Annotated in this window: 20 protein-coding genes and 1 tRNA gene; 18 read left to right on the forward strand and 3 right to left on the reverse strand. The window is 71.5% G+C overall.

Annotated features, from left to right (window positions below; all coding sequences use genetic code 11):
• Positions 1-9 precede the first annotated feature (9 nt).
• The 12 genes from ACFY1H_RS39265 to ACFY1H_RS39320 all read left to right on the forward strand — a co-directional run bounded on the left by ACFY1H_RS39265 (position 10) and on the right by ACFY1H_RS39320 (position 14,003).
• The gene (locus ACFY1H_RS39265) at positions 10-459 is read left to right on the forward strand and encodes a MaoC/PaaZ C-terminal domain-containing protein (protein ID WP_386955117.1); all 450 of its coding nucleotides are present in this window, start codon (positions 10-12) and stop codon (positions 457-459) included.
• Positions 456-1,712: a CaiB/BaiF CoA transferase family protein gene (locus ACFY1H_RS39270; protein WP_386955120.1), complete on the forward strand. Its 1,257-nt coding sequence runs from the start codon at positions 456-458 to the stop codon at positions 1,710-1,712. The genes ACFY1H_RS39265 and ACFY1H_RS39270 overlap by 4 nt, the downstream gene beginning before the upstream one ends.
• On the forward strand, positions 1,709-3,121 hold the full coding sequence (locus ACFY1H_RS39275; RefSeq protein ID WP_386955123.1) for a four-carbon acid sugar kinase family protein: 1,413 nt from the start codon (positions 1,709-1,711) through the stop codon (positions 3,119-3,121). The genes ACFY1H_RS39270 and ACFY1H_RS39275 overlap by 4 nt, the downstream gene beginning before the upstream one ends.
• The gene (gene denD, locus ACFY1H_RS39280) at positions 3,118-4,098 is read left to right on the forward strand and encodes a D-erythronate dehydrogenase (RefSeq protein ID WP_366579394.1); all 981 of its coding nucleotides are present in this window, start codon (positions 3,118-3,120) and stop codon (positions 4,096-4,098) included. Before ACFY1H_RS39275 ends, denD begins: the two co-directional genes overlap by 4 nt.
• Positions 4,099-4,162: 64 nt before the next feature.
• A complete protein-coding gene (locus ACFY1H_RS39285; RefSeq protein ID WP_386955127.1) occupies positions 4,163-4,993 on the forward strand; it encodes a class II fructose-bisphosphate aldolase in 831 nt (276 codons plus the stop codon).
• A gap of 229 nt (positions 4,994-5,222) precedes the next feature.
• On the forward strand, positions 5,223-6,377 hold the full coding sequence (locus ACFY1H_RS39290; RefSeq protein WP_386955130.1) for an acyl-CoA dehydrogenase family protein: 1,155 nt from the start codon (positions 5,223-5,225) through the stop codon (positions 6,375-6,377).
• A 40-nt stretch (positions 6,378-6,417) separates the two neighbouring features.
• Positions 6,418-8,019 (forward strand): acyl-CoA carboxylase subunit beta, encoded by a 1,602-nt coding sequence (locus ACFY1H_RS39295; RefSeq protein ID WP_386955133.1) that lies wholly within the window; start codon positions 6,418-6,420, stop codon positions 8,017-8,019.
• Positions 8,020-8,030: 11 nt separating this feature from the next.
• Complete coding sequence (locus ACFY1H_RS39300; RefSeq protein WP_386955136.1) at positions 8,031-10,049, forward strand: biotin carboxylase N-terminal domain-containing protein; 2,019 nt, start codon at positions 8,031-8,033, stop codon at positions 10,047-10,049.
• Entirely contained in the window at positions 10,046-10,807 is a 762-nt protein-coding gene (locus ACFY1H_RS39305; RefSeq protein WP_366579385.1) for an enoyl-CoA hydratase-related protein, read from the forward strand. The genes ACFY1H_RS39300 and ACFY1H_RS39305 overlap by 4 nt, the downstream gene beginning before the upstream one ends.
• A gap of 1 nt (position 10,808) precedes the next feature.
• Entirely contained in the window at positions 10,809-11,615 is an 807-nt protein-coding gene (locus ACFY1H_RS39310) for a TIGR03084 family metal-binding protein (protein WP_386955140.1), read from the forward strand.
• Between the two features lie 77 nt (positions 11,616-11,692).
• A complete protein-coding gene (locus ACFY1H_RS39315; protein ID WP_386955190.1) occupies positions 11,693-13,390 on the forward strand; it encodes an acyclic terpene utilization AtuA family protein in 1,698 nt (565 codons plus the stop codon).
• 7 nt (positions 13,391-13,397) lie between these two features.
• A complete protein-coding gene (locus ACFY1H_RS39320) occupies positions 13,398-14,003 on the forward strand; it encodes a TetR/AcrR family transcriptional regulator (RefSeq protein WP_366579380.1) in 606 nt (201 codons plus the stop codon).
• Positions 14,004-14,041: 38 nt separating this feature from the next.
• Here the strand turns inward: ACFY1H_RS39320 and ACFY1H_RS39325 are convergent, their stop codons facing one another.
• Complete coding sequence (locus tag ACFY1H_RS39325; protein ID WP_386955193.1) at positions 14,042-15,067, reverse strand: LLM class F420-dependent oxidoreductase; 1,026 nt, start codon at positions 15,065-15,067, stop codon at positions 14,042-14,044.
• A gap of 177 nt (positions 15,068-15,244) precedes the next feature.
• Here ACFY1H_RS39325 and ACFY1H_RS39330 point away from each other — a divergent pair, with 177 nt between their 5' ends.
• Together ACFY1H_RS39330 and ACFY1H_RS39335 are read left to right on the forward strand one after the other, a co-directional pair.
• Entirely contained in the window at positions 15,245-16,912 is a 1,668-nt protein-coding gene (locus ACFY1H_RS39330; RefSeq protein WP_386955142.1) for an AMP-binding protein, read from the forward strand.
• Between the two features lie 85 nt (positions 16,913-16,997).
• Complete coding sequence (locus ACFY1H_RS39335) at positions 16,998-17,774, forward strand: enoyl-CoA hydratase/isomerase family protein (RefSeq protein ID WP_386955144.1); 777 nt, start codon at positions 16,998-17,000, stop codon at positions 17,772-17,774.
• A gap of 37 nt (positions 17,775-17,811) precedes the next feature.
• On the opposite strand, the gene ACFY1H_RS39340 is transcribed toward ACFY1H_RS39335, so the two are convergent.
• Complete coding sequence (locus ACFY1H_RS39340) at positions 17,812-18,453, reverse strand: TetR/AcrR family transcriptional regulator (RefSeq protein WP_366579374.1); 642 nt, start codon at positions 18,451-18,453, stop codon at positions 17,812-17,814.
• Positions 18,454-18,717: 264 nt separating this feature from the next.
• Between ACFY1H_RS39340 and ACFY1H_RS39345 the strand changes: the two genes are divergently transcribed.
• Positions 18,718-20,049, forward strand: a complete 1,332-nt coding sequence (locus ACFY1H_RS39345; protein ID WP_386955147.1) for an alpha/beta hydrolase — start codon at positions 18,718-18,720, stop codon at positions 20,047-20,049.
• 70 nt (positions 20,050-20,119) lie between these two features.
• Here the strand turns inward: ACFY1H_RS39345 and ACFY1H_RS39350 are convergent.
• A tRNA-Arg gene (locus ACFY1H_RS39350) sits at positions 20,120-20,192 on the reverse strand.
• 115 nt (positions 20,193-20,307) lie between these two features.
• Here ACFY1H_RS39350 and ACFY1H_RS39355 point away from each other — a divergent pair.
• The 3 genes from ACFY1H_RS39355 (at position 20,308) to ACFY1H_RS39365 (ending at position 23,527) form a co-directional block, all read left to right on the forward strand.
• On the forward strand, positions 20,308-21,432 hold the full coding sequence (locus ACFY1H_RS39355) for an epoxide hydrolase family protein (RefSeq protein ID WP_386955150.1): 1,125 nt from the start codon (positions 20,308-20,310) through the stop codon (positions 21,430-21,432).
• A gap of 186 nt (positions 21,433-21,618) precedes the next feature.
• The gene (locus ACFY1H_RS39360) at positions 21,619-22,539 is read left to right on the forward strand and encodes a cation diffusion facilitator family transporter (RefSeq protein WP_366587512.1); all 921 of its coding nucleotides are present in this window, start codon (positions 21,619-21,621) and stop codon (positions 22,537-22,539) included.
• Between the two features lie 175 nt (positions 22,540-22,714).
• Positions 22,715-23,527 (forward strand): MBL fold metallo-hydrolase, encoded by an 813-nt coding sequence (locus ACFY1H_RS39365; RefSeq protein WP_386955154.1) that lies wholly within the window; start codon positions 22,715-22,717, stop codon positions 23,525-23,527.
• Positions 23,528-23,683 lie beyond the last annotated feature (156 nt).

Raw genomic sequence — 23,683 nt, forward strand, 5'->3', positions numbered from 1 at the left:
GGCAACGACGTGACCGACGACATCCCATTCGCACCCGGGCTCCGGATCGGCGACCGGGTGGAGTTCCGCAAGACGATCAGCGAGTCCGATGTGTACCTCTACGCCGGGATCACCGGCGACTTCGCCGCCAACCACGTGGACGAGCTGTTCATGCAGAGCACCCACTACGGGCGGCGCATCGCCCACGGCTCGCTGCTCGTCGGCTTCACCTCCACGGCGTCCACGCTGATGTCGAACCGCACGCCGGCGCCCTCGGTTTCGGCCGGCTACGACCGCATCCGCTTCACCGGCCCGGCGTTCTTCGGCGACACGCTGATCACCGACTACGTGCTCACCGTCGTCGACGAGAGTCGCAAGAGGACGTTCGCCGACAGCACCATCCGCAACCAGAACGGCGACGTGTGCGCGGTCGCCGTGCACATCCTGCAGTTCATCGACGCCCCGGGAGCCCAGCAGTGAAACCACCGTACGCCGGGGTGCGCATCCTCGACCTGACCCAGCTGGAGCAGGGCCCGTCGGGCACGCAGGTGCTCGCCGACTTCGGCGCCGACGTCATCAAGATCGAGCGGCCGGGCGCCGGCGAGATCGGGCGGCGGATGAAGCCGGCCGAAGCCGGTGGCTACAGCTCGTTCTGGGCGGCCAACAACCGCAACAAGCGCAGCCTCAGCCTCGACCTCAAATCGCCCGAGGGCCGGCGGGTGTTCACCGAGCTGGTGAAGACCGCCGACGTCGTGGCCGCCAACTTCCGGCCCGGCGTGATGGAACGGCTCGGCTTCGGTTACGAGCAGCTCGCCGCGATCAACCCGCGCATCATCCTCGCGCTGGCCTCGGGCTACGGCCAGGACGGCCCGTACCGCGACCGGCGCGGCCAGGACCTCGCCGCGCAGGCGCTCGGCGGGATCATGGCGCTCACCGGCGACGCCGACGGCCCGCCGCGGCCGGTCGGCACCTACGTGGTGGACTACATCGCGGCCATGCACTTCGCGCAGGCGATCATGGCGGCGCTGGCCGCCCGCGAGCAGAACGGCGTCGGCCAGGTGGTGGACGTCTGCCTGCTCAACGCGGCCGTCGCCATGCACCTGCAGGAGGGTTCGGCCTACCTGAACGACCCGGTGCCCGTGCCGCGGCCGCGGCCGAACATCGCGCACTCGCGCAACACCGCGCTGTACGGCACGTACGAAACCGCGGACGGCCGGGCGATCGTGATCATCGCCGACATCTTCATCGACGAGCCGTGGCAGCGCGTCTGCCGCGCGCTCGAGATCGGCGACGAGACCGCGCAGGACCCGCGGTTCACCACGATCGCCGGCCTCGAGCAGCACCCGGACGAGGCCACGGCGGTGCTGCGCGAGGCGTTCGCCCGGTTCACCCGCTCGGACGCGGAAGCGCGGCTGCTCAAGGAAGACGTGCTGTGCGCGCCGGTGCAGGCGTACGACGAGGTGTTCACCGACCCGCAGGTGCTGTTCAACGGGATGGTGGTGGAGACCGAGATCGAGGGCGTCGGCAAGCGGCGCATCGTCGGCCAGCCCGTGCGGCTGCTCGGCACCCCGGCCGACCCCGCCCGGATCGCGCCGCCGCGCGTGGGCCAGCACAACGAGGAGATCCTCGCCGAGCTCGGCCTGTCCGCGGCGGAGATCGACGAGGTGCGCGCGGCCGGCGCGATCGGTGACGAGAACGAGCGCCGCGGCCGCGGGGAAGGGGACGCCTGGTGAGCTCGCGCCCCACCGAGGAACTCACCCTCCCGCCGGTCCGGCGGGTCCCCGCTTCGGCCGTCCGCCAGGCCCTGACCGGGGCACGGCAGGTCGCCGTGCTCGACGACGATCCCACCGGCACGCAGACCGTGCGCGACCTGCCGGTGCTGACCCGGTGGGCGGTCGAGGACATCCGCTGGGCGCTGCGCCAGGGCCGGGCCGGGTTTTTCGTGCTCACCAACACCCGCAGCCTCGCGCCCGACGCGGCGGCCGCCCGCGACCGCGAGGTCGCCGAGGCCTGCCTTGCCGCGGCCGAGCTGGAAGGCGTGCGGCTCGCGTTCGCCAGCCGCAGCGATTCGACGCTGCGGGGCCACTTTCCGCTCGAGACGGACGTGCTCACGGAAGTCGTCGCCCAGCACGGCCAAACGGTCGACGGCGTGCTCCTCGCACCGGCCTATGTGGACGCCGGACGCGTCACGATCGGCGGGGTGCACTGGCTGCGCACCGCCGAGGGACTGACGCCGGCGGCCGACAGCGAGTTCGCGCGGGACGCCACCTTCGGCTACCGCTCGTCCCGGCTGGCCGAGTGGGTCGAGGAGAAGAGCGGCGGCCGGATCACCCGCGGGGACGTGGCCGAGCTGACGCTCGACGTAATCCGCCCCGGTACGGACGAAACGGTGGCCGCCCGGCTGACGGACACGCGCGACGGCCGCGTGGTCGTGCTCGACGCCGACGAGGACGACGACCTGAGGGCCACCGTGCTCGGGATCCTGGCGGCCGAGGCCGGCGGAAAGTCGTTCCTGTACCGCGTCGGCCCGTCGTTCGTGCGGGCCCGCGTGGGGCAGGACGCGCAGCCGCCGATCGACGACGACACGCTCGCGCGGCTCGTCGGGCCGGGCCACGGGCTCGTGGTCGTGGGCTCGCACGTCGGGCTCACGACCCGGCAGCTCGACCACCTCGCGCGGCAGCGCCGGTTCACCACCGTGGAGCTCGACGTGCCGACGCTGCTCGACGAAACCCGCGCCGAGCAGCACCTGCGCGACGCCGTCACCACCGCGACGGAGGCCCTCGCCGAAACCCTCGTGGTGCTCAGCACTTCGCGCACGCTGGTGACCGGCGACGACGAGGCCCACAGCCTGGAGATCGCCCGCCGGGTCAGTGCGGCGCTCACGCGGGCGGCGGGGGAGATCGTCGCTGCGCGCCGACCGTCCTATGTGGTCGGCAAGGGCGGCATCACCTCGTCCGACGTGGCCACCGGGGCACTCGGCATCGACCGGGCGTGGATCCGCGGCTCGCTGCTGCCGGGGATCGTCTCGCTGTGGGAACCGGCTTCCGGGCCGGCGCAGGGGCTGCCGTACGTGGTCTTCGCGGGCAACGTCGGCGGCGAGACGTCACTCACCGAGGTCATCGAACGTCTGGAGACGGCATGAGCACCCGCATCGTCATCACCGGCGGCGCCGGGTTCCTCGGCGCCGTCCTCGCCCGCCGGCTGCTCGCGGCCCCGATCGCCCTCGGCGGTGCGGCCCCCGAAGAACTCGGGGAGCTGGTCCTCGTCGACCTGTTCGAGCCACCGGCCGACCTCGTCGCCGACTCCCGCGTGCGCGTGCTGACCGGCGACCTCAGCGCAGCGTTGCCCGGGCTCGGGCCGGTCGACGCGATCTTCCACCTGGCGGGGGTGGTCAGCGGCGCGGCCGAGGCCGACTTCGACCTCGGCATGCGCACCAACCTCGACGGCACGCGGGCGTTGCTCGACTACGCGCGTGGTCTCGACACGCCGCCGGTGCTGGTGTTCTCCAGCTCGCTGGCCGTGTTCGGCAGCGACCCGGCGATCGGGCCGATCGGCGACGTCGACGACGACACACTCCCGCGGCCGCAGGCCAGCTACGGCGTGCAGAAGTTCATCGGCGAGCAGCTCGTGGCCGACTACACGCGCAAGGGCTTCGTGCGCGGCCGATCCGTGCGGCTGATGACGGTGTCGGTGCGGCCGGGCAAGCCGAACGCGGCCGCGTCGAGCTTCATGTCCGGCATCATCCGCGAACCGCTGGCCGGGCAACGCGCCGCCTGCCCGGTACCGCCGGACACGCCGATCGCACTGTCGTCGCCCCGCAAAACCCTCGACGGGCTGCTGCTCGCCGCGCAGGCCGACGACACCACCTGGGGCAGCCGCACCGCGATGAACCTGCCCGCGCTCACCACCACGCCGAAGGACATGGCCGCGGCACTCGACCGCGTGGCCGGCACCGGCACCAGCGACCTCATCGACTGGACCGACGACCCGGCCGTAGGCGCCATCGTGCGCAGCTGGCCCGCCCGGTTCCACACGCCGCGCGCCGAAAAGCTCGGCCTGGAACCGGAGCTCTCCTTCGACGACATCGTCCAGGCCTACCTCGACGACCTCGGACGCTGACCCGGCCGGGACCGTCCTTCGTGGACGGTTCCGGCCCCTCTCCCGGAAGTGGAGCTTTCGACCGATGCGAGCGGCACTCGACGCCCTGGTCACCCGCAGACTCGCCGGCCAGGCGGCCATTCCCGCGTTCACCTGCTACGGGGCGGACACCGCGCTGGCGGTGGTGAGCGCCGCGGAGGAGCAGGGCCTGCCCGTGATCCTGCTGGTGGCGCCCTCGGCCGCCGAGCCGCGCCTCATCCGGACGCTGCGCGCGATCGCCGACGCGTCGGCCGTGCCGGTGTGCGTGCAGCTCGATCACGCGAAGGACGAGGCGTTGATCCGCTCGTCGATCGACGCCGGCGTCGACGCCGTGCTCGCCGACGGCTCCCATCTGCCGCCTGAGGAGAACGCGGCGTTCGTCCGCGCGGTCCTGGCTTTCGCCGCGCCGCGCGGCGTCGTCGTGGAAGCGGAGCTCGGCAGCGTGCCCGGCGACGAAGACCGCGCGGAAGCCGTCGAGGTGGCCGGCAAAACCGACCCCGCGCAGGTCGGGCCGTTCCTCGCGACCTCGGGGGCCCAGCTGCTCGCGTGCGGCGTCGGCAACGTCCACGGCCGCTACCGCGGCGCGCCCGCCCTCGACTGGCCGCGGCTGGCCCGCATCCGCGCCGAGGCCGGCACCGTCCCGCTCGTCCTGCACGGCGCGTCCGGCCTGCCGCCCGCCGACCTGCGCCGCTGCGGTGCCGCCGGCGTCGGCAAGGTGAACGTCAACACCGAACTCCGCACCGCGATGCTCGCCACCCTCGAAGCGGGTGTCGGCCCGGCCCGCGCGTCCGGCGAGGACATGCTGACGCTCACCCGCTCGGTGCTCACCACGGCGACCGGCGTCGCCCGCACCGTGCTCGAAACCCTCGGCGGCTAGCGCGGTCAGCCCGGCCCGGAGACGAACGCGGTGCCGCCCAGGCAGGCCTCCGCACAAAAGTTATCCGTCATTCACTGAATTCGACGGCCGGTGAACACCCCGGGCCTTCACCGAAGTGAACGGCCAGCTGGTCAAGTACCCTTCGACGTCCTCGCTTGCCAAAGCGTCCGTAGTGAACCACTATGCACTAGGGCGCAGCTCGCCGGTACGGACGGACGAAGGAGTCGGTGTGGACTTTCAGGAGGCCTCGGAACACAGGGATCTCCGGGACACGGTGCGGGCGATCGCCGCGAAGTTCGGGCCGGAGTACTACGTCCCGCGGGCCGAGGCCGGCGAGCCCACCTCCGAGCTGTGGGCCGAGCTGGGGCGCAACGGGTTCCTGGGGATCAACCTGCCGGAGGAGTACGGCGGCGGTGGCGCCGGGCTGGCCGAGCTGGCGATGGTGTGCGAGGAGACCGCGGCCGCGGGCTGCCCGTTGCTCCTGCTCATGGTGTCCGCCGCCATCTCGGGCGAGATGATCGCCGACTACGGCACCGCGGAACAGAAGCAGCATTGGCTGCCGCGCATGGCTTCCGGTGAGGCGAAGGTCGTTTTCGGCATCACCGAGCCCGACGCCGGGTCCAACACCCACCGGGTGTCGACCGTCGCGGTGCGGGACGGCGACGACTTCGTCGTCAACGGCACCAAGCACTACATCTCCGGCGTCGACGAGGCCGAGGCCGTCCTGCTCGTCACGCGCACCGGCCGGGACGAGACCACCAGCCGCGCCCGGCTGTCGCTGTTCCTCGTGCCCACCGACACCCCCGGGTTCGTCGCGACGCGGCTGCCGGTGTCCGCGAAGCTGCCGGAGAAGCAGTTCGTGCTGCACTTCGACGACCTGCGCCTGCCCGCGAGCGCGCTGGTCGGCGAAGAGGGCAACGGCTTCCACCAGGTCTTCCACGGGCTGAACCCGGAGCGCATCACCGGTGCGGCCGTGTGCGTCGGCATCGCCCGCCACGTGCTGGCCCAGGCCGCGGACTACGCGTCGACCCGGGCGGTCTGGGACGCGCCCATCGGCGCGCACCAGGGCATCGCGCACCCGCTGGCCAAGGCGAGGATCGAGACCGACCTGGCCGCGTTGATGACGGCGAAGGCGGCCTGGCAGCACGACCACGACGAACCCGCGGGCGAAGCCGCGAACATGGCCAAGTACGCGGCGGCCGAGGCGGCGGGAGCCGCTGTGGAAGCGGCGATCCAGACGCACGGCGGCAACGGCTTCGCCACCGAATACGGCCTGCTGCCGTACTGGGGAATCGCGCGCCTGCTGCAGGTCGCGCCGGTGAGCCGGGAGATGGTCCTGAAGTACGTCTCCCAGCACAGCCTCGGGCTGCCCCGGTCGTACTGAGCCCGAGACAAGCGAGCCGAGAGAAACGGACCACCGCGAGATGACCACCGTGTTGCGGTCCGCGTTGAACACCGCGGACGAGACCTTCCAGACCAACCTGAAGCACCAGAAACAGGTGCTGGCCGAGCTCGACGAGCAGATCCAGGCGGCCATCGCCGGCGGCGGGCCCCGCTACCAGCAGCGCCACCGCGACCGCGGCCGGCTGCTCGTGCGCGAACGCATCGAGCTGCTGCTGGATCGGGACGCGTCGTTCCTCGAACTGTCGTCGCTGGCGGCGTGGGGCACGCAGTTCCCGGTCGGGGCCTCGGTGGTGACGGGAATCGGGGTCGTGTCCGGCGTCGAGTGCGTGCTGATCGCGCACGACCCGACCGTGCGCGGCGGGGCGATGAACCCGTACTCGCTCAAGAAGACGTTGCGAGCGCTGGAGATCGCCCGGATCAACCGCCTGCCGGTGATCAACCTGGTCGAGTCCGGCGGCGCCGACCTGCCCACGCAGTCGGAGCTGTTCGTGCACGCGGGCAAGATCTTCCACGACCTCACCGAGCTGTCGTCCCTGGCGATCCCGACGGTCGCGCTGGTGTTCGGCAACTCGACCGCCGGCGGCGCCTACGTGCCCGGCATGTGCGACTACGCGGTGATGGTCGACGGCCAGGCCAAGGTATTCCTCGGCGGCCCGCCGCTGGTGAAGATGGCCACGGGCGAAGACGCCGACGACGAGGAGCTCGGCGGTGCCGCCATGCACGCCAAGGTTTCCGGGCTGTGCGACTACTTCGCGGCCGACGAGCGCGACTGCATCCGGATCGGGCGCCAGATCGTCGCCGAGTTCGGCTGGCGCAAGCTCGGCCCAGGGCCGACGCTGCCGGCCGACGAGCCGCTCTACGACCCGGAAGAACTGCTGGGCATCGCGCCGTCGGACATCAAGGTGCCGTTCGACCCGCGCGAAGTGATCGCGCGGGTCGTCGACGGGTCCCGCTTCGGCGAGTACAAACCGTTGTGGGGCACCAGTCTCGTCACCGGCTGGGCGTCCGTGCACGGCTACCCGGTGGGCATCCTGGCCAACGCGCGCGGGGTGCTGTTCAGCGAGGAAGCCAAGAAAGCCAGCGAGTTCATCCAGCTCGCGAACCAGACCGACACGCCGTTGCTGTTCCTGCAGAACACCACGGGCTACATGGTGGGCAAGAACTACGAGCAGGGCGGGATCATCAAGGACGGCTCCAAGATGATCAACTCGGTCGCCAACAGCAAGGTCCCGCACATCACGGTGAACCTGGCCGCGTCCTTCGGCGCCGGCAACTACGGCATGTCCGGCCGGGCGTACGACCCGCGGCTGATGTTCGCCTGGGCCGGGTCCCGATTGGCGGTGATGGGCGCCGCACAGCTGGCCGGCGTCATGTCCATCGTCGCGAAGCAGTCGGCGGCGTCCGCCGGGCGCGAGTTCGACCTCCAGGCCGACGAGCGCAACCGCGCGGCGATCGAGGCGCAGATCGAAAAGGAGTCGCACGCCTTCTTCGTCACCGCGCGGCTCTACGACGACGGCCTCATCGATCCCCGCGACACCCGCACCGTGCTCGGCATCGCGCTGTCCGCCGCGCACTCCAACACCGTCGCCGGCCAGCGTGGCTACGGCGTCTTCCGGATGTGAGGACCACCTTGATGACCAGCCGGACCACGCCGGGCACCCGTCCGATCCGGAAGCTGCTCGTGGCCAACCGTGGTGAGATCGCGGAACGGGTGATCCGCTCCGCGCGAGCCCTGGACATCGCCACGGTCGCGGTGCACTCCGACCCCGACGCCGACGCGCTGTTCGTCGAGGCCGCCGACGAAGCCGTGCTCCTGCCCGGCGCCGCTTCGGCCGAGACGTACCTGCGCGCCGACCGCATCGTCGAAGCCGCCCTGGCCACCGGCGCCGATGCCGTCCACCCCGGGTACGGGTTCCTGTCCGAGAACGCCGAGTTCGCCCGGCGCTGCGCCGACGCGGGACTGGTCTTCGTCGGGCCGCCGGTCGCGGCGATCGAGGCGATGGGGTCGAAGATCGCGGCCAAGGAGCTGATGGCCGCGGCCGGTGTCCCCGTTCTGCCCGGCGCGACGATCGACGACGACGCCGAGGTGGACGCCGCGACCGTGACGGAGATGGCCGAGGACATCGGCTTCCCGCTGCTGGTCAAGGCCGCGTTCGGCGGCGGCGGGCGCGGAATGCGGATCGTGCGCGGGCCGGCGGAGGTTGTCGAAGCCGTGACGAGCGCGCGGCGGGAGGCGGCGTCGGCGTTCGGCAACGGGACGGTGTTCCTGGAGCGGTTCGTGGAGAATCCGCGCCACGTCGAGGTCCAGATCTTCGGCGACGCGCACGGCACCGTCGTGCACCTCTTCGAGCGCGAGTGCTCGATCCAGCGCAGGTACCAGAAGATCATCGAGGAAGCGCCGTCGCCGGCCGTCGACGAGGCGCTGCGCAAGCAGCTCGGCGACGCGGCCGTCGCCGCGGGTGCCGCGATCGGGTACACCGGCGCCGGCACCGTCGAGTTCGTGATGGCGCCGAACGGGGAGTTCTTCTTCCTCGAGGTGAACACGCGCCTGCAGGTGGAGCACCCCGTCACCGAGGAGATCACGGGCCTGGACCTGGTGGCCTTGCAGCTGCTGGTCGCCGAAGGCGAGCCGCTGCCGGTGGAAGCGACGGAAGCCGGCATCACCGGCCACGCCGTCGAGGCGCGCCTCTACGCCGAGGACCCGGCGGCCGATTACCTGCCGGGCAGCGGAACGCTGCACCGGTTCCGGATCCCGGCCCTGCCCGGGGTGCGCGTGGACACCGGGGTCCGCGACGGCTCGGTGGTCGGGACGCACTACGACCCCATGCTCGCCAAAGTCATCGCGCACGGGCGCACTCGTGCCGAGGCGGTGCGCAAACTCGCCCGAGCGCTGGCGGAGGCGCAGATCCACGGCCTGGTCACCAACCGCGACTTGCTCGTGGCCGTCCTGCGCGAACCCGGGTTCGCCGCGGGCGCGACCGACACCGGGTACCTCACGCGCCACGATCCCGCCACGCTGATCGGCGAGCCCGGCAAGGAGACGGTGACCGTGCACGCGCTGGCCGCGGCCGTGGCGGGTCAGGCCGACCGCCGCGCCCAGGCCGAGGTGCAGCGGGTCGTCCCGACCGGGTGGCGCAACGTCGCGAGCGCCCCGCAGCGCGCCGAGTACCGCCTCGGAGACACCGACGTCGACGTCACCTATCGCTTCACCCGCCAAGGCCTGGACGCGCAGGTGGACGGATCCACTGTGGACGGTCTCACGATTCTCGACGCCCGGCCGGACCGGGTGGACCTGCGAGTGGCCGGAGTCCGGCGCACGGTCCAGGTACACCAGGTCGGCGACACCGTGTACTGCGACAGCGTGCTGGGCGCCACCACGTTCACCGAGCGGCCCCGGCTGCCCGAACCCGGCACCGACGCCGCCCCCGGGTCGTTGCTGGCGCCGATGCCCGGCACGGTCGTCCGGGTCGTCGCGGAGCAAGGGCAGCACGTGGCGGCCGGCGGGGTGATCGTGGTGTTCGAGGCGATGAAGATGGAGCACTCCGTGCGCGCGCCGGTCGCCGGGATCGTGGCCGAGCTGTCCGTCCAGTTGGGACAGACCGTCGAATCGGGCGAGATCGTCGCCGTCATCACCGAAGAGGAGGCCGGATGACCCCCGTGCGCTACGAGGTGACCAACGGCGTCGCCTGGCTCACCATCGACCGCCCCGAAGCGCGCAACGCGCTGAGCGAAGCCGTCCGAAAAGGACTGTTCGACGGCGTGCACCGGTTCAACGCCGACGAGGACGCGAAGGTCCTCGTCCTGACCGGGGCCGGCGACAAGGCCTTCTGCGCCGGCGGTGACCTCAAGGAGATGAACGCGACCGCGCTGACCGTGCCGCCCCCGGACTTCCTTCCCCAGTTCGGGCGCAACGTCGACGTGCCGAAGCCGACGATCGCCGCGGTCAACGGGATCGCCTACGGGGGCGGGTTCCTGCTCGCCCAGCAGTGCGATCTCGTGGTGGCCGCCGAGCACGCGCGCTTCGCCGTGTCCGAGGTCAAGATCGGCCGCGGCTCGCCGTGGGCGGCGCCGTTGTCGTGGCTCGTGCCGCCGCGCATCGCGCTGGAGATCCTCCTGACCGGCGACCCGGTCAGCGCCGCCAAGGCGCAGCAGTACGGGCTGGTCAACGACGTCGTTCCGGCGGCCGACCTGCGCGAACGCACGCAGCAGCTGGCCGAGCGGATCGCGGCCAACGCCCCGCTCTCGGTGCTCGCCGCCAAACGCACCGCGTACCTGTCGGCCGCCCACCACCGGGCCGAGGCCTACGAGCTCGCCGAGCAGATCTGGGAACCCGTGTATCTGTCGGAAGACGCGCAGGAGGGGCCGCTGGCCTTCAAAGAGAAGCGCACGCCGGTCTGGCAGGGCCGCTGACATGGGCGTTTCGATCGAGCAGGTGCTCGACGACCTCGTCGCCGAAACCCGGGTGCTGCTGGATCTGGTGGCGGATCTCGACGACGCCGGGATCGCCACGCCGACCCCGGCCGTCGGCTGGACCGTCCGCGACCAGCTCACCCACCTCGCCTACTTCGACGAGACCGCGACCCAGGCCGCGGTCGACCCGGCCGCGTTCCGCGTGGCCGCGGATGCCCTGGTGGCCGGAGGCATGGATTTCCCCGACCGGGTCGCCGCCGAGCACGCGACGCTGCCCGCGGCCGACGTCCGGGCCTGGCTGGCGCGCACGCGCCGCGAGTTCGTCACCGTCTTCCGCGGCCTCGACGCGAAAGCGCGGCTTCCGTGGTACGGCCCGGACATGAGCGCGTTGTCCTCGGTCACCGCGCGGCTCATGGAGACCTGGGCGCACGGGCAGGACGTCGCCGACGCGCTGGGCCGCGACCGTGAGCCGACCGACCGCCTGCGCCACATCGCGCACCTCGGGGTGCAGACCACGGCGTTTTCGTTCACGCTCAACGGAAAGCCCGTGCCGACCGAGCCGATCCGGGTCGAGCTGACCTCGGCGTCCGGCGCCGAGTGGACATGGGGCCCGCCCGAGGCGGCGGACCGCGTCGCCGGGGCCGCGCTCGACTTCTGCCTCGTCGTCACCCAGCGCCGGCACCGCGACGACACCGCTCTCGCCGTCACCGGTCCGGTCGCGACCGAGTGGCTGTCCGTCGCCCAGACCTTCGCCGGGAGCCCCGGGACCGGGCGGGCACCCACGAGCCACGCAGGAGGACCATCGTGACCACGACCGGCGGCCGCGCCGTGCGCATCGGCAACTGCTCCGGCTTCTACGGCGACCGGCTGCAGGCCGCCCGCGAGATGGTCGAGGGCGGGCCGATCGACGTGCTCACCGGCGACTACCTCGCCGAGCTGACCATGCTGATCCTGTGGAAGGCCAAGCAGAAGGACCCGGCGACGGGCTACGCGAAGACCTTCCTCACCCAGGTCGAGCACGTGCTGGGCACCTGCCTCGACCGCGGTGTCCGGATCGTGTCGAACGCCGGCGGCCTCAACCCCGCCGGGCTCGCTTCGGAGCTCGGCGCGCTGGCCGAACGGCTGGGCCTGCACCCGCGCATCGCTTACGTCGACGGCGACGACCTCGTGCCCCGGCTCGACGAGCTGCAAGCGGCCGGCCACGCCTTCGCGCACCTCGACACCGGCCGGAAACTGGCCGACGCCGGAGTGCGCCCCGTATCGGCGAACGCCTACCTGGGCGCCTGGGGGATCACCGAGGCACTGCGGGCGGATGCGGACCTCGTCGTGACCGGGCGGGTCACCGACGCGTCGGTGGTGGTCGGCCCGGCGGCGTGGTGGCACGGCTGGACCCGCGACGACGCCGACATCCACGACAAGATCGCCGGCGCGATGGCCGCCGGTCACGTGATCGAATGCGGACCCCAGGCCACGGGCGGGAACTACGCGTTCTTCGAGGAGGTCACCGACCGCCGGTACCCGGGGTTCCCCATCGCCGAGATCGAGGCGGACGGCTCCAGTGTGATCACCAAGCACGCCGGCACGGGTGGGCTGGTGTCCGTGGGCACCGTGACCGCGCAGCTGCTGTACGAGATCGCCGAGCCGGCGTACCTCGGGCCGGACGCGGTGGCCCACTTCGACACGCTCGAGCTCGTGCCCGACGGCGAGCACCGCGTGCGGATCCGGGGTGTGCGCGGCAGCGCGCCGACCGACCGGCTCAAGGTGGCGCTCAACTACGAGGGCGGGTTCCGCAACTCGATGACGCTCGTGCTGACCGGCACGCGCATCGAGGAGAAGGCGGCCTGGGCCGAACAGCAACTGGTCGAGCTGCTGGGCGGACGCGAGCGGTTCGCCGAGTTCGACGTGCAGCTCCTGCGGTTCGACCACCCCGACGCCGCGACCAACGCCGAGGCCACCGCACACCTGCGGGTGACGGTGAAGGATCCCGACCGGCGCAAGGTCGGGCGGGCGTTCTCCAACACCACCATGGAACTCGCGCTCGGCGGTTACCCCGGCTTCCACACGACGACGCCGCCGTCCGCGGAGAGCGCGTACGGCGTCTACTGGCCGACGTTGATTCCTGCGGCCGAGGTGGCGCACCGCGTGACCCTGCCCGACGGCACCGTGCGGACCGTTCCGCACAGCCCGGTCACGGCGGCGGCCCCGGAGTCCCCGGAACCGTCGCCCGCTGAGCTTCCGGCCGGTCCCACCCGACGGCTGCCGCTCGGGACGATCGTCGGAGCCCGATCCGGGGACAAGGGCGGCAACGCCAACATCGGGGTGTGGGCCCGCACCGACGAGGAGTACGCGTGGCTGCGCGGCTACCTCACCGTCGCGCGGGTGCGGGAGCTGATCCCCGAGGCCGCCGATCTGGAGATCCGCCGGTACGAGCTCGCAAACCTGCGCGCGGTCAACCTGGTGATCGTCGGCATCCTGGGTGCGGGGGTCGCCTCGGCGACGCGGCCCGACCCGCAGGCGAAGGGGCTCGGCGAGTACCTGCGCAGCCGCCTAGCGGACCTCCCGGAACACCTGCTGCGGAGTTAGGTCCACAGTGGACGAGACGCGCACACCGCGACGGGATCCGGACCGCAAGGCCCGGATCCTGGCCGTCTCGGCCGAGCTGATCTCGCGCCATGGCTACCACGCGGTCGGCCTGGCCGAGATCGGCGCGGCGGCGGGCATCGTGAGCACCGGGGTCTACCGGCACTTCCCGAGCAAGGCGGCGATCCTGACCGCGCTCCTGTACCGCGTGATGGAGCTGCTCGACTCCGCGGCGGCCGAGATCCTGGCCACGGCACCGGACGAGCGCACCGCCGTGACCGAGCTGGTGCGCCACCACGTCCGCGTCGCCGTGGAGGAGCGGCGCATCATGCAGGTCTACCACTGGGAGGCGCGCAACCTCCCGGCCGAAGACCTGCGCCGGTTGCGCCGGGCCCAGCGGGTCTACCTGGAGGGCTGGTCGGCCGCACTGCTGCCGCTGCGCCCGCACCTCACGGACGGCGAGGCGCGCGCCCTGGTGCACTCGGCGATCGGCTGCGTGCAGTCGGTGCTGTTCCACCACTCGGGCTTGCCCGCCGACCGCCTCACCGACCTCCTCCGCGGCGCGGCGCACGCCTGCCTCGGAGTCCCGCCGGTCGAACCGGAGCCGAGCGCGTGAGCCGGGGCCGCGGTTCGCGACGCGGGGCGCCGGGGCGGTCAGCCGAGGACGGCTCGGGCCACGGCGGCGAGGTCGTCCGGCAGTCCTTGCACCGCGAGCGAATCGACCACTGTGGACTCCCACCGGCCGAGGTCCTCGCGGATCTTCCCGGCCGGCCCGACGAGGGCGACTTCCTCGACGAGCGCCGTCGGGATCGCGGCCGCGGCGGCCTTCTTCTCGCCGCGCAGGTAAAGGTCCTGCACGCGCGCCGCGACGTCGGCGTAGCCGGAACGGGCGAAAACGTCGTGGTGGAAGTTCGCGCCCCGCGCACCCATGCCGCCCATGTACAACGCGAGTTCCGGACGGACGCGGTCGGCCGCGCGTTCGACGTCGTCGTCCACCACGACCGGCACCGTGGCGATCACCTCGAAGTGCCCCGGGCGCCCGCCGGGCCGGCGGGAGAAGCCGGCTTCGAGCGCGGCGCGGTAGAACGCGTCGGCCGAGGGGGAGAAGAACATCGCGTGCCACCCGTCGGCGATTTCGGCCGCGAGCGCGACGTTGCGCGGGCCTTCGGCGCACAGCTGGATCGGCAGGTCCGGCCGCAGGTGGTGCAGTGTCGAGCGCAGCGGCTTGCCGAGCCCCGTGCCGGACGGCAGGGGAAGCCGGTGGAACTCCCCGTCGTAGGCGAGCGGGTCTTCGCGGCTCAGGACCTGGCGGACGACGTCGACGTACTCCCGGGTGCGCGCCAGCGGCCGCGGAAAGGCGACACCGTGCCAGCCCTCCGACACCTGCGGGCCGGAGGCGCCGAGGCCGAGCACCACGCGTCCGCCGGAAAGGTGGTCGAGGGTCGCGGCCGCCATCGCCGTGGCCGCGGGGGAGCGCGCCGGGATCTGCGCGACGGCCGTGCCGAGGCGCACGCGGGTCGTGCGAGCGGCACACCACGCGAGCGGGGTGAACACGTCCGAGCCGTAGGCCTCGGCGAACCAGATCCCGTCGAAACCGAGGTCCTCGATCTCCCGGACACGCTCGTCCCACCGCGGCGGCACTCCGCGGAAGAACTGTCCGACGTTGACGCCCACGGGAATCGGCATTCCGGCGACCTCCTGGTCACTTCCTTGGTGAGTGCATCGTTGTTCACTAGAAGCTTCCAGGCAAGCTGCACTGATCGGGTAACGATGTGAATGGCTAGTGACTTTGGTCTTGCCAGTGCGCGCGGCAAGTTGGATGCTGTGCGGCGTCAGGCATGCGGCAAGGAGGCTGGTGTGGACCTGAACGGGAAGATCGACGTCACGACGTTGCGAGGCCGCCGCGCGGTCAACCGCTGGGAACGGACATCCGTCGGGGACGTGTTCGAACGCCTGACGTGGAGCTACCCCGACCAGGTCGCGATCACCGGACGGCCGGGCGCGTATGGCGAGGAACGGTTCGCCTCCGTCACCTACCGCCAGGCCGACGAGATCGCCAACCAGCTCGCCCACGCACTGGCCGCGCGCGGCCTCGAACCGGGCGCCCGGGTCGCGCTCTTCTGCGAGAACTCCGTCGAGGCGTACCTGGCCAAGATCGGCATCGCGAAGGCCGGCATGGTCGCCATGCCGATCAACCCCGCACTGGCCACCGACGTTCTCGAGTACCTGATCGGCCAGGCCGAGCCGGCGGCGGCGATCGTCGACGCCGAGCTGTGGCCGCGTGCGCAGCCGGCGTTCGAGGCCGCCGGCCTGCCGGTCGCCGCGACGATCACCATCGGTGGCGGCCCGGTGGCGGGCAGCCCGACGTTCGCCGAGTTCCTCGCGGGCCGGCCGGCGACCGAGCCGGACGTCGAGATCCACGGGGACGACATCTGGCAGCTGCTCTACACCTCGGGTACCACGGCGATGCCGAAGGGCGCGATGATCTCGCACTCGGCCAGCCACCTCGCGGCGCTGAACTTCTCCGTCTCGCTGACGCGCGGGCTCCGCGTGGAGACCGAGGTGAAGGTGATGACCTACCTGCCGATGATCTACCACGTCGGGGACCAGGTGTTCACCTTCTCGGCGTTCCTCGCCGGCGGGTCGCTCGTCCTCGGCCGCCGGCCGGTGCCCGATCAGGTCGCCGTGGCCATCGCGCAGGAACAGCCGACCGCGCTGTGGGCCGGTTCGCCGCAGTTCGTCGCCGCGCTCACCGCCGAGGCCGAGAAATCCGGGCGCGACCTGTCCAGCCTCACCGTGCTGGTCTACGGCTGGGGCGCGCTTGAGCCGGCCGTTTACGAGACGCTGCAACGGAAAGCGCCCGGGCTGGTGGTGCTCGGCATCTTCGGGCAGACCGAGGCGGTCGCGTGCCACCGGTTCTGGCCGGTGAAGTGGCCGGAGGTCTACGAGCGCTCGGCGCCCGCGTTGAACTACGTCGGTGTGCCCAGCCCGCTGCTCGCCTCCGACGTCGTCGACGAGACCGGCGCGTCGCTGCGCGACCAGCCGCAGGTTCCCGGTGAGGCGGTGTACCGCAGCCCGACCGTCACCGCCGGGTACTACCTGAACGAGGACGCGACGCGCGAAGCGTTCCGCGGCGGCTGGTTCCACTCCGGCGATAGCGCCGTGGTGGACGAGGACGGTCTGCGCGTGATGGTCGACCGGTTCAAGGACATCGTGAAGTCCGGCGGCGAAAACGTGTCCAGCCTGCGGGTGGAAGCGGTGCTGCACCGGCACCCGGCGGTCGAGAAGGCCGCCGTGATCGGCCTGCCGCACGAACACTGGGGTGAGGCGGTCACGGCCGTTGTCGTGCTGCGCGCCGGTGCGGACGCCGACGAAGCGTCGCTCATCGCGCACTGCCGCGCCGCGCTCGGCGGTTACGAGACGCCGAAGGCGGTCGTGTTCGAGGACTCCCTGCCCGAGACCGTCGGCGGCAAGATCCTCAAGTACAAGCTCCGCCACCGCCACGCCGGCCACTACCAGAGCTGACCCGACGTCGAGGGGGAGCTGATTCCTTGTCCGACCACGAAGCTCGCGCGGGTTCGCGCGGCTGTGTCCCTTGTGGAGAGTGGCGATGACCCTGGTCGACCTGTCCTTCCGCGACTCGATCGCGATCGTGCGGCTCGACCGGCCGGACCGGCTCAACGCCCTCTCCGACGAGCTGCTGGCCGACTTCGAGACCGCACTCGACCGCATCGACACCGAATCCTCGTGCCGCGCGATCGTGGTCACCGGCAGCGGGCGCGCGTTCTGCGTCGGCGCGGACCTGCCCGAGGTGCTCAGCCGGCTCGACGGCGACCGGGAGACGATCCTCGCTTTCGTGCGGCGGGCCGGAAACGCCTTCAGCCGCTTGGAAAACTCGCCCCGGCCGGTCGTCGCCGCCGTCAACGGCCACGCGGTCGCCGGCGGGTTCGAGCTGGTCCTCGCCGCCGACGTCGTCGTCGCGGCCGAGGGCGCCCTCCTCGGCGACGGCCACGTCCGCTACGGCATGCTCCCCGGCGGTGGCGGCGCCGTCCGGATCGAACGCAAGCTCCCACCGAATGCCGCCCGCCGCCCGCTGCTCACCGGTGACCTCGAACCGGCCGAACGCTTCCGCGACTGGGGCCTGATCGAGGAAGTCGTCCCGGCGCCCCACCTGCTCGACGCGGCCCTCGCCCTCGCCCGCCGCTTCACCGCCCACAGCGCCCTCGCCCTGGCGGAGGTCAAACGCGTCGCCAACGCAGCCCGCGATCTCCCCACCGCCGACGCGCTCGCCCTCGAGTTCAAGACCTTCGCGGCCTACCTCGAATCCCCCGACCTTCGCGAGGGCCTGACCGCTTTCCGCGAACGCAAACGCCCGGCCGAGGACTGAGGGTTTCCGGCGCCCGAAACGGGCGGGCCGACCGGACTCACGCGCCTTGCTCGTCCGGCCATTCCTCGCCGGCCTCGACGACGACCGCGGGCGAAGCCGCGTCGAGGCCGAGACAAGCGTGAGCCGCTCCGACGAGCAGCGCCGCCAATTGCGGCACCGGCAGGCCCGAGTTGAAGAACAAGATGGACTGGATGCTGCCGATCGCCGCGTGGACCAGGACGCGGATCTCGCCGTCGGCCAGGTCGGTGCGCAGGGGCGCGACCGCGCCGACCCATTCCTCGATGTAGTGGCGCTGGGCGCGGCGCAGGCGGCGGAGGTCGTTCTCCGGCAGGTTACGCGCTTCGCGATGGTACACCTGGAGGATCCGGCGGTCGTGGATGGCGATGCGCACGTGGTTGCCGATGAGCTCGCTCACCGCGCGCCGGTCGTCGCCCGCTTCGTCCACGATGGACGAAGCGGCGGTGGACAGCTGGTCCATGACCTGTTCCAGCAGCTCGGCGAGGATCGCCGACTTGCTGTCGAAGTGCCGGTAGATGCCGGATCCCACGATCCCGGCGGCCTGGCCGATCTCGGCCATGCCCACGGTGTGGTAACCGTTGCGCGAGATCAGCTCCGCGGCCGCGGTCAGGATCCGGGCTTTGCGCGCGGGGTCGCGCCGAGGCCGTTGCGCCTCTTTCACCGGTACCTCCCTCCACAGCCGACGCTCCGATGGTACCTCGCAGGTGTGCGCCCCAGGCCGCCGCAGGGCGCGCATCACCCCTGCCGCACCGGGCGAAACAACCCGATCACGTGAATTGCGCCGCGTCGCGAGCGTGGTACTGTCCGCTAGCTAGTGAATCACAGTTCACTAGCTAGCGGTATCACTCGCTCACTGCCACCCTCCCTTCCATCAATGGGTTTCTGCCCGAACTGTCCTTGGTTCAGGATGACAATGAGGTCAACCATGACGGTCTTGAAGAACAACCATTCACTACGGCGATCGCGCGTGGCGACCGTGCTGGCGGCTCTCCTCATGGCCACCGCGAGCACCGTGGTGCCTGTCTCGGCCGCGGAAAACCCCGCCACAGACTGCAAGAACGTCACGGTTCCGGTGACCGCGGCGGGCCAGCCGGCCACCATCGCCGGCACGCTGTGCGTCCCGCCCGGCGCCACCACGGTGCAAATCCTCGTTCACGGCTGGTCCTACGCGCGGTACTACTGGGACCTGCCCTACGAGCCGGACACCTACTCCTACGTGCGGGCGGCCAACCGGCGCGGCTACGCGACGATGAACATCGACCGCCTCGGCGACGGCCAGTCCACCCACCCGCTGAGCGCGTTCGACACCTTCTACGCCGACGTCAGCACGGTCCACCAGGTCATCACCGCGCTGCGCGACGGCCGGCTCGGCACCCGGTTCGGCAAGGTGATCGAGGTCGGGCACAGCCTGGGCGGCATCCTCACGATGACCGAAGCGGGCCTGTACAAGGACGTCGACGCCATCATGCCGACCGGCATCGCCCACTCGCTCAACTACACCAACGTCGTCACCAAGATCATCGCCGACGACTACCCGTCCTCACTCGACCCGAAGTTCTCCGCGGCGGGCCTCGATCCCGCCTACCTCACCAGCTACCCGGACACCCGGCGCGGGTTCTACCTCGGCAACGCGACCTCGACCGACCAAGGCGTGATCGCGAAGGACGAGCAGCTCAAGGAAACCGGCAACCTGGTCGAACTGGCGACCCTGGCCGGCTACAACGTCCTGAACGTCGACCGCACGCTGAACATCCCGGTCTACACCGTCGTCGGCCAGCACGACCCGTTCATCTGCGGGCTGCTGGGCCCGAGCTGCTCGGATTCCCAGGCCCTGGCCGACTTCGAGCGTCCCTTCTACGGTCCTGGCGCGACAGTGCTGGCCGACGTCGTCCCGAACACCGCCCACGACCTGCAGCTGGAGAAGAGCGCGCCGGACAGCAACGCGCGCATGCTCGACTTCGCGGACAAGTACGTCGGCGCCGGCAACGCCGTGCGCGACAGCGCCCCCGGCGCGGCAGCCGCCGTCCCCACGCCGCCGAACCCCACCCCGAGTCTCGCGGCGAGGGCGGTCAACGCCACGGTCGTGCAAGCGGCCGTCCCGGCCATCGCCCTGCTTCAGCAGAGCAGCAACGTCGTCCCCGGCCTCGGTGACAACCAGGACCCGATCCCCGGCATGTCCCAGGCCCTCTCCACGCTCGGCAACCTCACCGACACCCTCGTCGGCACCTTCCCGGAAGAGCTGATCGGCGGCATCTGACCGGTCCGCGAAAATGAAATCGGCGGTTCTCACTCGCGAGTGAGAACCGCCGATTCGTGTCTGAAGAATGTGCCCTTGGCAGGATTCGAACCTGCGACACCTGCCTCCGGAGGGCAGTGCTCTATCCCCTGAGCTACAAGGGCGCATCGCTGCGCGACCACGTCAGCTTAGCGCACCCCGGTTCGCCCGGTGTTCCGCAGGGGGTCACCTTCGGGGCCGACACTGCTAGCGTTGATCTTGCCGACGGAGGGAGCAGGGGTGGCAGCGGAACCGTTCGAGGCCCACGTGACCGAGGCCGACATCGCGGACCTGCGGGAACGGTTGCGGCGCACGCGGTGGCCCGAGGCCGAGACGGTGGCCGACTGGTCCCAGGGCCTGCCGCTGGCCTACGCGCAGGAGCTGTGCCGCACCTGGGCCGAGGACTACGACTTCGGCTTCGCCGACCGGCTCAACGCGTTCCCGCAGTTCCGCGACACCGTCGACGGGCTCGGCATCCACTTCGTGCACGCCCGCTCGCCCGAGCCCGACGCGTTCCCGCTGGTGATCACGCACGGGTGGCCCGGCTCGGTGCTCGAGTTCCTCGACGTGCTGGGCCCGCTCACCGATCCGCGCGCCCACGGGGGAGACCCGGCGGACGCGTTCCACGTGGTCGCGCCGTCGTTGCCCGGGTACGGGTGGAGCGACAAGCCGGCGAAGGCCGGGTGGGGTGTGGAGCGCACGGCGCGGGCCTGGGACAGCCTGATGGTCTCGCTGGGCTACGAGCGCTACGGCGCGCAGGGCGGCGACTGGGGCTCGGCCGTGACCGGCGCGCTCGGCGAGGTCGCGCCGGAGCGGGTGGCGGGCGTCCACGTGAACATGGCGGCCGCGCCGCTGGGGCAGTTCGACGACCCGACGCCCGAGGAGCAGGCCGCGCTCGTCGCGGCGCAGGACTTCGGCCGCACCGGCCGCGGGTACTCCGGCCAGCAGTCCACGCGCCCGCAGACGCTCGGCTACGGCCTCACCGACTCGCCCGCCGGCCAGGCCGCCTGGATCGCCGAGAAGTTCTGGGCCTGGACCGACAACAACGGCCACCCGGAAGACGCGCTGACCCGCCGCCAGATCCTCGACGCGATCTCCGTGTACTGGTTCACGGCCTCGGCCACGTCGTCGGCGCGGCTGTACTGGGAGAGCTTCGGCACCGGGTTCCGGGGCAAGATCACCGCGCCGTCCGGGATTTCGTTGTACCCCAAGGAGATCACGCGGCCCTCGCGCCGCGAGGCCGAGTTGCGGTTCACCGACCTGCGCTGGTTCGAGGAGCTGCCGCACGGCGGTCACTTCGCGGCGATGGAGGAGCCGGAGTCGCTCGTCGAGCAGGTGCGCGGGTTCTTCCGTCTCGTGCGCTGATACCGCCGGTTTCCCACCAGGCGAGAGTGCTCATCCGGGGGATGGGTATCCGCCTGTGTGCCCGATTACAGTGAACTTAGGCTTGCCTGTATTGCACATATGCGCATGCGACTATATATTGCGAAAGGAGCCTCGAAACAGGCTCTGCACCTGCGGTGACCTGCGGAAACGAGGGGAGGCGACGGCATGGGCCACGGACACGGCCATGGGCACACCGCCGCCCCGGCGAGTGCTTCCGGCCGCTACCTGCGCGCGTTGCTGATCGCCCTCGTCATCGGCGCGGGCTTCATGGTGCTGGAGTTCGTGGTGGGCTTCACCACGGGCTCGCTGGCCCTGATCTCCGACGCCGCCCACATGTTCACCGACGTCCTGGGCGTCGGCATGGCGCTCACCGCGATCGTCCTGGCGCGCCGCAGCGGGCCGACGCTCAGCCGCACGTTCGGCATGTACCGCGCCGAGGTGCTGGCCGCGCTGGGCAACGCGGTGCTGCTGTTCGGCGTCGCCGGGTACGTGCTGGTGGAGGCCATCGGCCGCATCACCGACCCGCCCGAGGTGGCCGGCCTGCCGGTGCTGCTGGCCGCCGGCGCGGGCCTGGTCGCCAACATCGTGTCGTTCTTCGTGCTGCGCTCGGGCGCGCGCGAAAGCCTCAACGTCCGCGGCGCCTACCTCGAGGTGCTCGCCGACCTGATCGGCTCCGTCGGTGTGCTGATCAGCGGCGCGATCACCCTGACCACGGGCTGGCGCTACGCCGACCCGATCATCGGTGTCGCCATCGGCCTGTTCGTGCTGCCCCGCACGTGGACGCTGGCCCGCCGCGCGCTGCGCATCCTCTTCCAGCACGCCCCGAACACCGTCGACGTCGGCGCGATCAGCACGGAGCTCGCGGCCCTGCCGGGCGTGTCCGACGTCCATGATCTCCACGTCTGGACGCTCACCTCGGGCATGGAGGTCGCGTCGGCGCACCTCACGATGAACGAGGAGGCCGAGCAATCCACCGTGCTCACCAAGGCACAGGACCTGCTGGCGGCCCGGTACTCAATCAACCACGCGACGTTGCAGGTCGAAGGACCGCAGTGCGCGCGCCGGTGCCAGGAACTGTCCTGGTAGCCGGGTTTCACCCGGGACGGGCGAAAGCCCGCCGTGGCGTTGAGCCGAATCCGACGGGATCTGACCCGTTCACCGGTGGCCGGTACCCGCGGTTCGGGGCAATCTTCAAGCGGCGCAAAGAATAAGCAGACGGGCATGAGCGCGCCTGCGGAACAGACCACCAAGGGGAATGCTCGTGAGTGAGCGCATCAGTTCGCAGCGGCAGGAGTTCGGGATCGGCGTGATCGGGGGGCCGACCACCGTCGTCGACATCGCGGGCCTGCGGTTCGTGGTGGACCCGACGTTCGACGAGCCGGGCCCGCACGCCTACCTGACCAAGCTCGAGGGCCCGGCCGTCGACGAGGCCGGGCTCGGCGACGTCGACGTCGTGCTCGTGAGCCACGCCGCCCACCCCGACAACCTGGACGTCAAGGGCAAGGAATACGCCCTCGCCGCCAAAACGGTCCTGACCGGCGCCAACTCCGCGAAGCTGCTCGGCGCCAACACCCGTGGCCTCGAAGCCTGGGACGCCATCACCATCCCCCGCGGCGGCGGCGGCGACCTGACCGTGCAGGCCGTTCCGGCCGAACACGGCCCCGCCGACGGCGACCGCGACGACACCGGCTACATCAACTCCCAGGTGATCGGCTTCGTGCTGTCCGGCACCGACCTGCCGACGGTGTACATCAGCGGCGACAACGCGTCCGTCCGCGTGGCAGCCGAGATCGCCGACAAGGTGGGGCCCATTGACGTCGCCGTCCTCTTCGCCGGCGCCGCCCGCGTCGCCGCGAAGTTCGACGGCCGCCCCCTCACGCTCACCTCCGAACGCGCCGCCGCCGTCGCCGCGGTGCTCGGCGCCAAGACCGTCCTGCCCGCCCACATCCAGGGCTGGGCCCACTTCTCCGAAGGCATCGACACCTTCAAGCCGGCGTTCGACGACGCCGGCCTGGCCCACGTGCTCGCCCTGGCCGAACCGGGCGAGTGGAACGTCGTGGGCAAGCAGTCCTGACGCCGCCTTTCGAGCAGCAGCCGGGGCGCGGGGGGGGGGGGGGGGGGCCCCCCCCCCCCCCCCCCCCTTTTTTACAATTTCCCATTTTCCAGGACATGGTTAACCCCGCCGGCCCCCCGGGGGCCGATTACACGCGGGGGCAGCCCCCCCGGGTGG

The sequence above is a fragment of the Amycolatopsis sp. NPDC001319 genome (assembly GCF_042896185.1).
GTDB lineage: Bacteria > Actinomycetota > Actinomycetes > Mycobacteriales > Pseudonocardiaceae > Amycolatopsis.